The organism is Acinetobacter sp. YH12218 (genome assembly GCF_013417925.1).
Classification (GTDB): domain Bacteria; phylum Pseudomonadota; class Gammaproteobacteria; order Pseudomonadales; family Moraxellaceae; genus Acinetobacter; species Acinetobacter amyesii.
In genome coordinates, this window is record NZ_VPDB01000057.1 from 1 (window position 1) to 14,520 (window position 14,520).

At 42.3% G+C, this 14,520-nt stretch carries 13 protein-coding genes; 2 read left to right on the plus strand and 11 right to left on the minus strand.

Annotated features, from left to right (window positions below):
- Positions 1–148: 148 nt before the first annotated feature.
- The 6 genes from FTV03_RS13635 to FTV03_RS18200 form a co-directional block, all read right to left on the minus strand.
- Positions 149–1,828, minus strand: coding sequence for a bifunctional diguanylate cyclase/phosphodiesterase (locus tag FTV03_RS13635; RefSeq protein ID WP_180041752.1), 1,680 nt, complete (start codon positions 1,826–1,828; stop codon positions 149–151).
- Positions 1,829–1,832: 4 nt separating this feature from the next.
- Entirely contained in the window at positions 1,833–2,270 is a 438-nt protein-coding gene (locus tag FTV03_RS13640; protein ID WP_180041754.1) for a roadblock/LC7 domain-containing protein, read from the minus strand.
- A gap of 3 nt (positions 2,271–2,273) precedes the next feature.
- Positions 2,274–2,813, minus strand: a complete 540-nt coding sequence (locus FTV03_RS13645; RefSeq protein WP_180041756.1) for an ATP/GTP-binding protein — start codon at positions 2,811–2,813, stop codon at positions 2,274–2,276.
- Positions 2,814–2,823: 10 nt separating this feature from the next.
- Positions 2,824–3,753, minus strand: coding sequence for a hypothetical protein (locus FTV03_RS13650; RefSeq protein ID WP_180041758.1), 930 nt, complete (start codon positions 3,751–3,753; stop codon positions 2,824–2,826).
- A 111-nt stretch (positions 3,754–3,864) separates the two neighbouring features.
- On the minus strand, positions 3,865–4,224 hold the full coding sequence (locus tag FTV03_RS13655; protein ID WP_180041760.1) for a roadblock/LC7 domain-containing protein: 360 nt from the start codon (positions 4,222–4,224) through the stop codon (positions 3,865–3,867).
- A 317-nt stretch (positions 4,225–4,541) separates the two neighbouring features.
- A complete protein-coding gene (locus tag FTV03_RS18200) occupies positions 4,542–4,649 on the minus strand; it encodes a prepilin-type N-terminal cleavage/methylation domain-containing protein (protein ID WP_180041762.1) in 108 nt (35 codons plus the stop codon).
- A gap of 119 nt (positions 4,650–4,768) precedes the next feature.
- Here FTV03_RS18200 and FTV03_RS13665 point away from each other — a divergent pair, with 119 nt between their 5' ends.
- Both FTV03_RS13665 and FTV03_RS13670 read left to right on the plus strand, forming a co-directional pair.
- The gene (locus tag FTV03_RS13665; protein ID WP_180041764.1) at positions 4,769–4,933 is read left to right on the plus strand and encodes a hypothetical protein; all 165 of its coding nucleotides are present in this window, start codon (positions 4,769–4,771) and stop codon (positions 4,931–4,933) included.
- The gene (locus FTV03_RS13670; RefSeq protein ID WP_180041766.1) at positions 4,934–5,335 is read left to right on the plus strand and encodes a MipA/OmpV family protein; all 402 of its coding nucleotides are present in this window, start codon (positions 4,934–4,936) and stop codon (positions 5,333–5,335) included.
- 32 nt (positions 5,336–5,367) lie between these two features.
- Here FTV03_RS13670 and FTV03_RS13675 read toward each other — a convergent pair whose 3' ends face one another.
- The 5 genes from FTV03_RS13675 to FTV03_RS13695 all read right to left on the minus strand — a co-directional run.
- Positions 5,368–6,426 carry an RNA-guided endonuclease TnpB family protein gene (locus FTV03_RS13675; protein ID WP_180041768.1) on the minus strand — a complete coding sequence of 353 codons (1,059 nt, stop codon included), beginning with the start codon at positions 6,424–6,426 and terminating at the stop codon, positions 5,368–5,370.
- Positions 6,427–6,713: 287 nt separating this feature from the next.
- Complete coding sequence (locus FTV03_RS13680) at positions 6,714–7,895, minus strand: HlyD family type I secretion periplasmic adaptor subunit (protein WP_005265382.1); 1,182 nt, start codon at positions 7,893–7,895, stop codon at positions 6,714–6,716.
- Positions 7,892–10,021, minus strand: a complete 2,130-nt coding sequence (locus tag FTV03_RS13685; protein ID WP_180041770.1) for a type I secretion system permease/ATPase — start codon at positions 10,019–10,021, stop codon at positions 7,892–7,894. Before FTV03_RS13685 ends, FTV03_RS13680 begins: the two co-directional genes overlap by 4 nt.
- Positions 10,018–11,532, minus strand: coding sequence for a TolC family outer membrane protein (locus FTV03_RS13690; RefSeq protein WP_180041772.1), 1,515 nt, complete (start codon positions 11,530–11,532; stop codon positions 10,018–10,020). The genes FTV03_RS13685 and FTV03_RS13690 overlap by 4 nt, the downstream gene beginning before the upstream one ends.
- Positions 11,533–11,793: 261 nt before the next feature.
- The coding region (locus tag FTV03_RS13695) for a cadherin-like domain-containing protein (protein ID WP_180041774.1) at positions 11,794–14,520 on the minus strand (2,727 nt) is incomplete at its 5' end.

The following is a 14,520-nucleotide window of genomic DNA, read 5'->3' on the forward strand; positions in this document are numbered from 1 at the left end:
AATTCATGCACGTGTAGCAGTCCTCAACAGATTTACGGAATTAGGTCGACCACTTACCCAAGTTACGCCTTAAATTTGGCTCAATTAGGGGGCTTTGTATTTCAAATCTTTGTGCAACAAAGCCGTTCCACGATGAAACCTAATATAGTTAAAATTTACTCGGATAACCAAAATAGTAGCCTTGAAACAGATAGCAACCACTTTCCTTTAAAAGCAAAAATTGCGCTTCAGACTCTATACCTTCAGCCACAACCGTCAATCCTAAAATTTTAGCTAACGCGATTATCGTTTTAATCACCGCTAGATCTTCAGGATTAGACAGCATGCCCGCCATAAATGAACGGTCAATTTTTAATTGATCCAATGGCAAGAGTCGAAGATAACTGAGGGATGAATACCCCGTACCAAAATCATCCATCGAAAACTGAATGCCAAACTCAATTAAAGTTTGCATCGTTTTAATGGACTGGTTAAGGTCGGCATAAAACATGCTTTCAGTCAGCTCAAAACGCAAGAGTGCTGGGTTTACAGCATATTTTTCAATAATCTCAACTACATTTTTTTCAAAATGATGGTTCTTAAATTGTTCAGCACTAACATTGACTGCAATCACCCAATGCGATGCCTCATCCTGTTGATGCCAAGCAAGCAATTGCTGACAGGCAAGTTCTAAAACCTGATACCCGACTGTATATATCAGCTCGGTCTTTTCAATCAGATGCATAAACCGCTCAGGCAGCATTAAACCATGTACGGGGTGCTGCCATCTTAATAAAGCTTCATAGCCTTTAATATTTTGTTCGGCGTCGACCAATACTTGATAAAAAAGTTGCAGCTCATTGCGCTTCAGCGCCAGACGAAAATCGGACAGCAAGCTCTGTTCAACTAAAATCCGTTGTTCAATACTCGCATCAAAAAACAGGATGTCATTTCGCCCCATTCTTTTCACTTCATAAAGTGCCATATCTGCATGTTTAAGTAATTCATGCGCTTGCAATGTATTATTGCAAAACATGGCAATTCCCATACTGACACTGGTATGCGTAAGTTTGCCATTTAACAAAAAAGGACGGCTGCACTCCTTGTGAATATATTCTGCGATATCTCTAACTTCTCTGCGGGCATCCTCTTCAATAGAACTAAGCTCTGACAAGATAATTAAAAATTCATCCCCTCCTAAGCGCACCACCATATTTTGCGGATGTATATGCTGGCTCAGTCGAATAGAGAGCACTTTCAGCAAATCATCCCCTACATCATGTCCAAAAGCATCATTAATATTTTTAAAATGATCCAAATCCAACATCAAAAGTGCGCCATAGGCCTGATTTAAGCCATTGCTTTCTATCACGGCAGCTAAATATTCTTTCATGAAATGTCGATTGGGCAGGCCAGTCAACTCATCATGCAAAGCCATATAACGTGCTTGAGCTTCGGCATTTTTCAGTTGGGTAATATCGGTACAGATAGAAATATAATACTTTAAGCTCCCTGTACTGTCGGTTAAGGGGACAATCGTTGTATCAACCCAGTACACAGAACCATCTTTTGCACGATTGCAAATTTCGCCTTGCCAAATGTTCCCGCTCGCAATGGTTTTCCATAATTTTTTGAAAAAAAGTCGAGAGTGGTAGCCCGAGTTAATAATTTTATGCGTGCCCCCCATCAGTTCGGCATAACTATATTGGGAAATATCACAAAACTTATCATTGACATGGGTAATGACGCCACGTGCATCGGTAATCGCGACTATAGAGTGTGCATCAATAGCGCGTTGATAGTTCTCTAAATCTTTAGTGAGGTTTTCAAAAAAGAAGGGTGTATTCATCGGCTTATACTAAGGAATGCACGACAGCATGCAAGGGTTGTTGCTGAATACTTTGTACTGCTTTTTTGATTGAATACAATAACTGCCCCAGCAACACATCTTTAGAGCTTAACACCACCATCACCATAGGGTATGCAGGATGCGGAATGGCCGTTAGAATCGCTTTGCCATTGACGGCATCTAAAGTAATATTTTGACAGTCGTGTAAATCTATTTCACTGACAAAAGCCTGTACCATCGCCAAAATGGAACTACTGACCGCTGCAAGTTTACCCAGATTGCTACGGTTTTTCTTATAGACCGAAGCCAATTCAAAACCATCTGCCGAACAGAGCATGACAAAATCCACCCCTGAAACATTGCTCAAAACAGCATTCATATGTTGACGTGAGAAAGCAATCAGTTCATCTGGTGCTGTACGTTTGAGTTCATTGCTGTGCATATTTTAACTCTCTAAATAAACTTCGGCATGAGCAATTAATGCTTCAACCAGCAATAACACATCGTCTTTTTGACGTGCATCAATAAAAAATAAAGGTAAACCTTGATGCCCCCCCTGTTCTTCCCATTCACGATAAATGGCTGTCGTGTGCGCTGTTTTTTGGTCAAGGTGGGTGATGCCAATCACAATATTGTCACTCATGGCTTTAAAAGAATTTAAATAAAAATTTAAATGCTCAATCGGTTGTTCAATACTATGATCAATTAAAATAATAATGCCCAAAGCACCTTTGCAGATCATATTCCAAATAAAATCAAATCGCTCCTGCCCAGGAGTTCCATATAAACCGACTTTGGTACCATCCTCTAAAACCAATTCACCATAATCGATGCCAACGGTAGTGAACATTTTGCTATTGGCTTCGGTGTCGGTATTGATGGCTTCGGTAGCCAACACCTCTATACTCGATAACGATTTGATGGCTTCACTTTTCCCCGCCCCCATCGTTCCCGCAAACACAATTTTATGTTGTTGTAAAATCATTATCGTTCCATTATAAGCCAAGTTTTTTACGTAATTTACTCAAAAAACCACGGACTGCGCCAGTCTGCGCAGGCGGAGATACTGTTGCCAAGTGATGCGTTGTAGAATGTTCCTCGACTGGAATTTCTGTCAACATTTGTGCAATACGACAAGCAAATAAATAACGATGAATGAGCGGCGTGCCGACCTGCATCTGTTGCTGTACATAGTCCACCGTATGCCCCTGACTAAAATAAGCCGACATTTTTAATAGCACATTTCGCTGTGACTGATGTAAAGGCTGAGGCCAAGTCGATAGCCGATATGCGAAAGGAAATTCTGGCACATCATCCGCAAGATTATCCCAAACAAATTGCCAAATACCATGCTTTAAATCACGTGCTTTAAATTGTTTTTTAAACCGTACAATACTATTTAAATCTGCGGGAAGCACTTCCAATTCCGTCATCTCATGAATATTGAGTTGGGTATTGGAATAAAATTCATTGCTTTGAATATCAAAAAAGGACAATACCTGCCCATTACTTTGAATAATAAATTTATTGAGATTGGCATAATCCTGATAAATACAGTTAAATGCCTTAGAAATGCTGTGATGACTCAGCTTGTGTTGCGGCATCTGTACTTTAACAGCTGTTTCAACGGCTGGGGCAACAGCGCTGGTCATAATAAATTGGCTTAACCATGTAGATAAAGCATGCGTTGAAGATAAGGGCAAGTATAGGACATCATTGACAATCTGACCCGCCCATTGCTTATTTTTGTTGAGTTTTAAGATCCGCAAATTAGAGTTATCTTCTTGAAGTTGACTCATATGTGCGAAATCTTCATGTAATAATAAAATTTGTAGCTTTTTATCCGCAATATGTGTCCAATTCACTTGAAAATTCTGTGCCAATTTAGCGGTAATGGCATTTTTTAAATCAGTAACAGTGGACAATCCCAAACCAAATATCGAAATATACACAGAAGGAATCATATGCGTTTAGCACCTGTATACAAAAAAGACAGCGAAGAAGGTTGTTGAAACTCAACAACCTTCTTCTGTGTATTAAGAAAAATCTAATTCTTTTTCAAAGCGTTTCAGCTCATGTCGAGCCATCGCTAAATTGGCTTTGCTGCGGTCTAAGACTAAATATAAAAATAAAGCATCGTTAGAGTCCAATGGACGGATTAAATGATATTGCTTACCCAGCGTAATCAAAAAATCTTCAATAGAGTCATTCAAATTTAATGACTTCACCACTTTGCGCTTTGCACGAAGTACCTCTGTATTGCCTGCTGCCGCAAGCTCTAGGTCAATGGAACCATTGCCCTGTGCTGCAAGTGCCAGTCCACTTTCACTGTCTACCAGTGCCGCTGCCACATAACCATCAATTTCATGCAAATTTTCTAAAGGAATTTTAGCCATGACGTGTACCCTTTTTTAAGCAAGTTAGAAATTATGTTATATCTACCCTTGTGATTATACACACAATTATATAATAAATAGTGACAAAATATAACATTTATTTCTCTATTTATAACTTGAAATATAAACCAAGACAAATACTCAAATATATTTTTCTGTGGTTTTGTATTTATACATGAGCACTTGGAAATATGCTGTTGTGTTTGCGACTCGTTTAGATCACCTATCGCTTGCACCGATCGAAACCCAAGTGGTGCAAGTAGTCTCATTCAGACCAATCCGTTAAACTCTTCTTCGAGCTCTCTTTTGCACTATAATCAACGCTGTCTCAGACTGCTCCCCATCATCAACAGCAAACTTAGAATGGCAATCGTAATTATCAGCTCAATTAAGGTCAGTCCAGTCTGAGAAAATCTATTCTTCATATGATTTCATCCAATCTGTGATCGAATTACACCCCCGTGATCCCTCGGTTTCCTTGTTGATTCTGCGTCAAGGTACAGCCAGATACTCTTGACTCAAGTCCAGTCGCCGTTATGGTGGTATGCATTTATATCAAGATCAGGCATTTAACATCAGTGCAATTTTAAGCGCCAATCTGGATGTTTTAGAGGTAAATGATTTGAATCGTGCCAAACTAGCCAAGCACAATTTAAGCAGAGAACAACTTGAAGATCGGCAGATGAGTGCAGATGCTGGCTTAGAATGAATGTGGAAAGGTCAATACGGTGTCCTCTCGACTCAAGTGCTCACCGATATCGGTAATGCCAGTGATACGGCGGCCGCAAAACTGAATTATCAATATTTTTGGCGCTTAACCCCGCAACTCAGCATCATTCCGAATATTGGCGCAACGTGGTTATCGGATGATCGAGCGAATTATTATTATGGTACCTTAGATACTGAAGTGGCCAAAGGTGTCACTCAATATCGTCCAGAGAGCGTGGTGATTCCTCACGTTTCGCTTGGCGCGAGTTATAACATCAATGCCAACTGGCGTAGCAGTGCGGTGGTGACCCATAAGATTTTGCCATCCAAAGTTTCAAACAGCCCTTTAATTGATCAAGCGCATCAGACCTCATTGTTCTTCGGTCTCTCCCGCAGCTTTTAACTGCAAAAACAGCCTTGACATCCTCACCTCCCTTAAACGGAGGTGATTCCTACAGCTAGACGCTTATGCCCAAGCGCAAGAATGTTCATGGCACTATTTAAGTCCCTATCGTGAGTGACACCACACTCACATGACCATTCTCTTATTCCAAGACCTGTCCTACCTCTCGGACTACTTGAGGTGATCTCACCGCAGCACGAACAGATTTGGGTGGTATAGGCTTCATTGACTTCTTCAAACATTACCCCTGCGTTCTCGCATTTATACTTGAGCATTGTTTTTAGTGCTGAAAACCCTGTATCTAAAACAGACTTTGCCATTTTAGTTTTTACAAGCTTTTTGGCACTTAAGTTACCTACAATTATGAGTGCATTATTTTTAACAAGTAATGTACTTGCCTTATGCAAATGGTCTTTACGGCAATTTGCAATCTTGGCGTGTAATGCACGTACACGTTTTTTATTCCTTGCTCGTTGAGCAATACCTAATTTCTTTTCGTATTGGCGATAGAACTTGGGGTTTGAAATAACCGTACCATCAGAACAGGTTGCAGTATCTTTTAAACCTAGATCAATACCTATGGCTTTGGTTGCTGTTGGTTTTTCTTGATTCGATGAATCGACCACAAGGCACACGTACCAACGCCCACGGCTGTCCTCAACAAATGAACCAGTTCTAACAGCATATTTGCTTAATCCATAGCTATCCCATAGCTTGAATTGATGTTTACCATATTGAACATATCCATCAGCGTATTTGATCGCTACTTTCTTAAACGGTATCCATCCAAGTGATTTTCTTGCTGACTTCTTGTTGCTAACACGCCATTTGAGTTTGGCTTTCTTAAACTGCTTTCTGCGTGTGACTAATTCTTCGGTGACAGCCTGAATGGTTTGGCTGTGCAAACTACACTCTTTAGATTCGCCTTTGGTGTATTGAGCAATATCAAATGCAGATAGAAATTCACCTTTTCTTTTTAGGTGCTTAAAACTTAAATCATTCACATAATTCCAAACAAAGTTCACCTCAGATGCTAATTTAATCAGCACCTTTGCGTGTTTGTCTTTTATGCGGAGTTTAAGTGTTTTCATGTGCTTATTTTAACAATAATATTTTAAGTAATGAACAACAAAGATATTTAATACGACATTCCATGTCGTATGGCTTACGCCAGTCGCTTATATCCTCGTGCTGAACCACGAGGTTTTACGCTCCAAGTGATAAAAATGAGCGCCTGTGGCGCTCATTGTTCATTTCTATTACAGACTGTGCTTGCAGTTCAATGCAATTTCGAACACTCGGGTAAAAACTAAGCAAACCTCAAAGCTTAAACAAATAGCCAATAAGTATTACTAAAAACCTGATTTAAACCAAAATCTTAACGCTCTCTTAACGCCTCTTGCGCTTTATTAAACGGTTTAATCAGATAATCTAACACGCTTTTCTGACCCGTTTTAATATCCACTGTGGCCACCATACCTGGGGTAATACTAAACTGCTGCCCTGCTTTATTGTTCAGTTTATCGCTGTTGGTTTGAATATAGACCCGATAATAAAACTGGTCTTGCTTGACCTCATCCCGAATGGTGTCGGGTGAAATCACCGTGACTTTACCTTTGAGTCCGCCATAAATGGAATAGTCATAGGCGGTGACTTTAACCAATGCTTCCTGACCTGGGTGAATAAAGGCAATATCTCGTGGTGAAATCCGCGCTTCGATCAGCAGTTTTTCATCCAGCGGTACCAAAGTCATCAGCTTGCCATTTTGTGCCACTACCCCACCTAAGGTCATGACATTAATTTCTTTGACAATCCCGCGTACAGGTGACTTAAAGACGGTACGGCTCAGGCTGTCCGACTTACCCTTCACAATTTGTCCTTGCGTTTCAATGTCGGTATTGGCTTTGGCCAATTCTTCACGGGCTTTGACCAAATATTGGTTACGGACATCGTTCATTTGATTCCGCAGTTCATTGGCTTGGCGTTTTAAGCGTAACACTTCCACTTCACTGGCTGCACCTTTGGCCACCAATGGTTCGGTCATGCCCAGCTCTTGCTGTACCAACAGCAAAGCCTGCTGCAAACCCGCCAAAGACTCCTCTAAATTAAAACGACGAGATTGATACAATGCGGTTTCTTCACGTACCAATGCGGGATCTTTTAAGACTTCGGCAGGAAAATGCAGTGCTGTACCATTCACTTCGGCACGCAACCGTGCAGCCGTGGCTTGCGAGGCCAATAATAATGATGCCGACTCACCCACATTGGAGGCCAAACGGGTCGGATCAAGCTGTGCCAACACCTGCCCCTGTTGTACAATTTGTCCTTCTTGCACATTGAGCTTGGTTAAAATCCCGCCTTCAAGTGACTGAATAGTTTGTTCTTTAGAGGAAGGCACCACTTTTCCCGTGCCTGTGGACACTTCTTCAAGCTGGAATAACCACGCCCATGCCAACAACACAAACAAGCCTATGCCAATAATCCAAATAAATAAGCTGGCACTTGGCAAAGGCGGTTCAATGTGTGTCACTTTGTTCGGTTGCGAGGATTGCTGGCTCATGCTGTTGCCTCCGCCTGATTGGAAACTGACTGCTGCAAGATCTGTTGTTTACTGCCATCCATCACAATTTTTCCGTCTTGTAACACAATAATACGATCCACCAATTCCAGCACTGCACGACGGTGGGTGGCAATCACCAAGGTTTTTTGCCCCAGCCACGTGTGTAAATGATCAATCAATTGTTTTTCAGTGACATCATCCAAGGCTGCGGTCGGTTCATCGAGCAGCACAATATTCGGCTGACGTAATAACAGCCGTGACAAGAGTAAAGCCTGACGTTGTCCGCCCGAAAAACCTGCTCCACCTTCCAAGACCTGATGATCTAAACCTTCTTTTTTCGCCAACACAAAATCCAAAGCCCCTGTCATTTTCAAGACCGTTAAAATGTCTTGATCTGTGGCCAAAGGTGCGCCCAATTTAAGATTTTCCCGCACCGTTCCAAAAAATAAATGGGCATTTTGATTGAGCAAGCCCATATCACGACGCACATCGGCAGGGTCAATTAAACCCAAATCCACCCCATCCAGTTTAATTTTGCCTTGTACAGGTTCTTGCATGCCTGCCAACAGTTGTAACAGGGTCGATTTCCCTGCGCCATTGCGACCTAAAATTGCAATTTTTTCCCCTGCACGAATCTCGAGTTTTTGAATTGCCAAAGTCGCTTGCGCATCATCTTCGGCATATTTAAATAGGGTTTGGCTGAGCTCATACTGACCGTGCAAAGCTGCACGATGAATCAGATGGGCATGTTCCGCCTGATCGACAGGTTTTTTCATCAATTCATCCAAACTGGTTTTGGCCACTTTGGCTTGTTGCAAACGTCCCAGCACCCCCGAAATTTGGGCAATCGGCCCCAGCATCCGAGAGGATAAAATCGAACAGGCCACCAAGGCTCCCGTGGTCATATCGCCTTTCATGACTGCAAAACAGCCCACCAAAACCACAATGGCAAAGGTTAGGCCTTGGACTTTTTGCGTCCATGCGCCAACCACGCCCACCAATTTGCGCTGACGCATCGAAATCTCTGCCGAGACTTCATTCATATGGTTCCATTGGTTTTGAAAGCGTGCTTCGGCACGTAATAATTTAATATCTTCAATGCCCTGTACCGCTTCGACCAAGGTGGCATTACGAATTGCCCCTTCGCGCATACCTTCAGCAGCCAATTTCGCCAACGGTTTTTGAATCAAAATCCCTGGTAAAATCATCAACGGCACCACAGCCAACATCACCCAAAATAAATCGCCGCCAATTAACCAAAAAATGCCCAAGAACAATAAGAAAAACGGTAAATCGGCCACCGCTGAAATGGTGGTCGAAGTCACCAATTCCCGTACGCCTTCCAGTTCTCGAATTTGGGAAATAAAGGTGCCTGTGGACTTGGGACGTTCTTTATTTTTAATGCGTAGCGCATGACCAAAGACCCGATCTGAAATTTTCAAATCGGCCCGTTTGCCAATAATATCCGACAAATAAATACGGGCGACACGGATGCTAAATTCAAAGATCGCCGCCAACAATACCCCACCTGCCAACACCCACAAGGTCGGAATCGATTGGGCTGGAATCACCCGATCATAGACGTTCATGGAAAATAAAACCGTCGCCAAAGCCAAAATATTGGCCATTAAAGAGGCAAACATGACATCGATATAGCGTTTCCAATCCCGCAGGACAATTGACCAAAACCAGCTCGACTCGTAGGGTTTGACATATTCATCAATCCGCACATCGGGGATCGATTTTTCAGGGCGTAAAATATAGACCTGTTGTATGCTGTGTTGCAGTTGTTGCAGCGTGAGCACTTGTGCCAAGCCTTGGTCACCGCTAAATTGTACGCTGGCATTGCCTGCGGCATCGAGTTTATCTAACACCCCGACCTGCCCATCGTGCATGGCAATGAGCACAGGTAAACGCCAAGGGTTTAAGATTTCGGGACTAAAGGCACTGGCTCTGACCTGTAGGCCAATTTGCCGCCCCATCAGAGTCACCAACTCATCGCTAGATGGGTTCGGGTTCCAGTCCAGTTGTAAACGTAAACGCTCTTCCGAAGCTTCAATGCGATAATGTTTGGCAATTGTTAAAACGGCTTGCAGCCAAGGTTGATAGTGAATAGTCGTACTCATGGCTGAATTTCAAATCCTTGAATCGAAAGATGGTTAAGATGGTACACATCACGAGAGCGACCAGTGATATAAAGGTATTGCACCAAACCTGCATAGATGTCATAGCGTGCATTTTCAATATCTTGAGCAACACTATGAATAGCTTGTTCGGAGTTTAATAAGTCCACCACAGTACGTGTGCCTAATTTATATTGTTCTTGGTACAGTTCTTTGGTGCGTGCGGTCGTTTGCTTACGTAAGGTTAATACTTGCATTTGCTGTTGTTTATTTTCCACTTGTTCTCGGATCAAACGTACTTGGTCTAACACATCCAAATACACCGTTTGAACTTCTGCTTTTGCCGCTTCTTCGGCATAACTGGCTGCCCGCAGTCGAGAACGGGTTGCCCCGCCTTGAAAAAAGTTACTATTGGCTTCAAGCATAACCGAGCTATACATTCCATCATCTTTATTATTGTTGGGGTTTTTACCATTTAAGGCTTGGCTTAAACTGCCTTTAACCTGAATGCTAGGATAGCTGCTCAGTTTAGTTTCTTGCTTTTGAAATTGCGCCACTTGTACGGCTGCTTGTGCTGACATCATTTGTGGAATTTGCACGAAATCAGGTTCTTGGTACAAGCCTGCTTGACGAATCACCGCATCGGGAATATCAAATTGAATCCGATTGACGTCATAACCCAATAATGTTCGCAGTTTTTGTTGATACTGGTGCAGTTGGGTCTGTTGCATCAATAAATTTGACTGTGCTGCCTCAACATTGGACTGTGCTTGTATGGGGTCGGCTTGACTGCTGATCCCCGCTTTAGCCCGTAAATTGGCGATTTCCGCAATTCGTCCCAGTCCTTGTATTTGCTGCTGAGCAATTTTAACCAATTCTTGATAGCGGTTCACATTAACAATGGCATTGGCGGTTTGATAGGCAATATCATCAATACTCACGAGCACATTGGCCTGTTCTTGTAATAATTTGGCTTGTTCAATATTGACCGTACTTTTAATTTTGCCAAAGTCATACAGGACTTGGGTTGCCGATAGGCTGTAAAGTTGTCTACCCCGTTCACCTGTGGTTAAGTCAGCAGTGCTGATGCCCCCAGAAATTTGTGGATAATACTGTGCCTTGGCTGCATCGATATTGGCGGCCTGCCCTGCCAAAGTGGCAATACTGCGGGTAATTTCAGGGCGGCGTTGTAGCGCTTGTTGAATGGCATCTTGTAAGCCTAGTTCGGCTACATATCCGACCGTTGCGGCATTTGTTGTGGAATGTCCAGTATTTTGAACCGTGCTAGTCACTACAGGCAACAGTTCTTGTAGCGACTGAATATCTAATGGAAATTGCTTAAACTGCTGCAAGTTGACTTGGTTTGCAGTTGCAGATTGCGGTGCGAATAGCTGCTGAATTCTATTTTTACTGGCATCAAAATAAGATGAGGAGGGCGCTGCATAAGCAGTGCTAAACGTGCTAGATATGGGTAAAAACAAGCATAACCATATCTTGGATTGGGTTAATTTCATGGTCTAAGTGTCGAATTTTATATTATGGTTACAAATCAAAAAAGCGTTGTACTGCTGTGGTTTATAGCAGCATTCCTGCCTACTTTAAAGCCATGTGCGCCACATCTTTCATAACAAATTTACAATAAAAATCAACTATACAATTGATTCGCTGATGCCGCATTTCAAGCTGCATTTAAAAACAAAGAAAAGCAGCATGCATCGCACACTGCTTTTTTAAGTGCTGGGCAGATCAAGCCGTAGCTCAATCTACCCCATAAATTAACCAATGATAATTTGATGATTATCAAGTAGTTGTTGCAAGGTTAAACCTGCTTGATGTTCAATTACCAGCAAATCAGTTTTGCCATAAGTCGGTAAGTCACCATCACGATCAACTTTAAGTACGGCATTGCCATTCGCATCATTGCTGACGCTAATAAACTTCCCGACCGTTGTAATATCACTTAAATCAGATGCCAGCAGCCCAGTAAAGAAACCTGCACCAAACTGAATTTTGTCTTGTGTTTCAAAATCCGTCCAGTTGTCTTTACCATTACCTGCGGTGGCATCGCCAGCAGTCAAGACATTGTAAATGAGGGTGTCGATACCTAAACCACCTGTCAAGATATCGTTGCCTGCACCTCCATTAAGGATATCGTTACCTGCACCACCATCAAGGATATCGTTACCTGCACCACCATTAAGGATGTCATTACCTGCGCCGCCTAGGAGTGTGTCATTGCCATCATTACCATTGAGCGTGTCATCACCTGAACCACCCAGAAGATAATCGTTACCTGCACCGCCATGAAGTATGTCGTTGCCCTCGCCACCGACAAGGTAGTCATTGCCACCTGATCCAGAGATGGTATCGTTACCCTCACCGCCATCGATATAAGCACCTTTTGCATAGCTGATTTCGAACTCAGCACCTGCTGTACTAGTAGCCCCCGAACCACTTAGATGTTCATAGCTCAGTTTCTGGCTGGTACCATCATTAAAGTAAATAGTAATGGTTGAACCCGCCACCTGATCGGCATAACTATCATTTCTTACTCGAGTAGTATCGGTATCGGCAGCAAAGTTAAAGCTCTTGCCTGAAATAAACTGATTGGTTCCAGTTGTATTAAAGTTAATAGTTAATATCTGCGGCTCACGGTTATTCGTATCATACTTTTGCCCACTGATTGCATAATCTTTCACTAACACATGCTTATTAATGCTATCGTGAACACTGTTATTATTAAAGCGATTTCCTGTTTTAGTTGGACCAAGAAAATCCCCAGATGCACCAAAATGCACATCCGCATTAACAGAAGTATTCAAATCAATAACCGCTTTGGTGATACTTATGCCAGATTTTCCTCCAGCAAAACTTATCGCCCATGGAGTATTTTGACCTGTTTCACCATTGATACTTACATTGACCTTTCTGACATCAGCTGCAACCGTTGGTGCATTAAGTAAGTCATTACCTGTTGTCCCTTTAGTAAACAAATCATTACTCGTTTTTAAGTTCGGATCTAAACCACCTGTACCCGAGTTAAAATCAATGACCGTAACAGGCATATCTTTGTCTGTTACTTTTGTATCGCCATTACTACCTTCGAACGTAGTGGCAGAAACTTTAAGATTAAACGTACCTGTATAACCCAAAGGTGGCTGAATACTGAGTTTGTCCAATGCCCAATCTTTAATACTGACCGAAGTATTGCCATTACTTGCCGTAAAGGTGTGTGTGCCATCAGTTAAGATTGCACCGACTGGAATATCACCCATCACCAAGGCTGTCACTGTTTCCGAACCATCAGTATCAATCAGATCAACCTGAATACCTGCCAGTTTAATTAAGGTATCTTTCAGTCCATTATCCACCGCTTCGGCAGAGAAATAACCACCGTCATTTTTACCTGTCGTATTTGGCACAAATGTACCGACATTAGCACCTAAACTCATCAATTCTTCAGCAGTACCATAAATTGAATAATTGTCTGAAGTTAATGGCTTACCTGTCGTAGGCCATGTCGTTGCACCATTTTGACGCTCCAAAATATCAATCGAGTAGCTGCCCGTATTATTCATATTGGTGAAATAGGCTTCTAAGGTGTAATAACCTGATTGCGCTGGAGTAAAGACACTCACATTCGGGATTTTTGCATTATTCGCAGTCGGACCATAGTTTCCATAAGCATCACCAGTTGTAGTGACCAGTACTTGACCACCCAGTTCAATATGCATACCGTCATCTGAGTAACCTTTGAAGCTGTATTGTTTACCTGCTTCTAAGTAGATGAGTCCAGTGAAAGATACGCCATTCCTTTGGGTAATGCCACCACTTACAGTCAGTTCACGCCCTTGCTCTGTCGGTGTTGTAGCCTCCATTTTGCCTTCCAAAATATTGGCTTTAAACGCAGCTCTTAAATTTTCAGCACTAGTACTATCACCAACGTATGCAGACTCTAAAATATTGGTATATTTTTTGAAGATCAGTCCAGTTGATGGTGGTGGGGTTTGTAATGGCACTGTTCCTGTTGCACCGCCTGAAGCACTGTTATCCCAAATATCTTGTTTTAGGGTAATGTTGACTGCATCGGCAACGGCAGTAATTGTAAAGTTTGCAGAAGCATTTACACCATCAATCTTATAAGTGAACTGTGCATTACCTGCATAGTTCGCTTTTGGTGTAAATGTCCATGTGCCATTGCCGTTGTCCGTAAATGTACCGTCAGCCGAACTTAAATTGGTAATCGTAGCATTCGGATTCAAAGCTTTAGCCAACAAATCTGCTTTACTCACGATAAACGATTGGTCTTCGTTAATCGTCGCTAAAGTTACAGGGTCGATTTCATTGTTGCTGTCTGTATCGTTCACTGCAGGGACTGTGGTGGTCAATAAGTCTAAACGACCTTGTAGTAAGCTTTGTGTCGCTGATTCAGAGTCTGGTAAAGCATTAACTAAAGTTTGAGCTGTGCCTTTCGCTGTATCAACGGCTGCTTTAAGTGCATC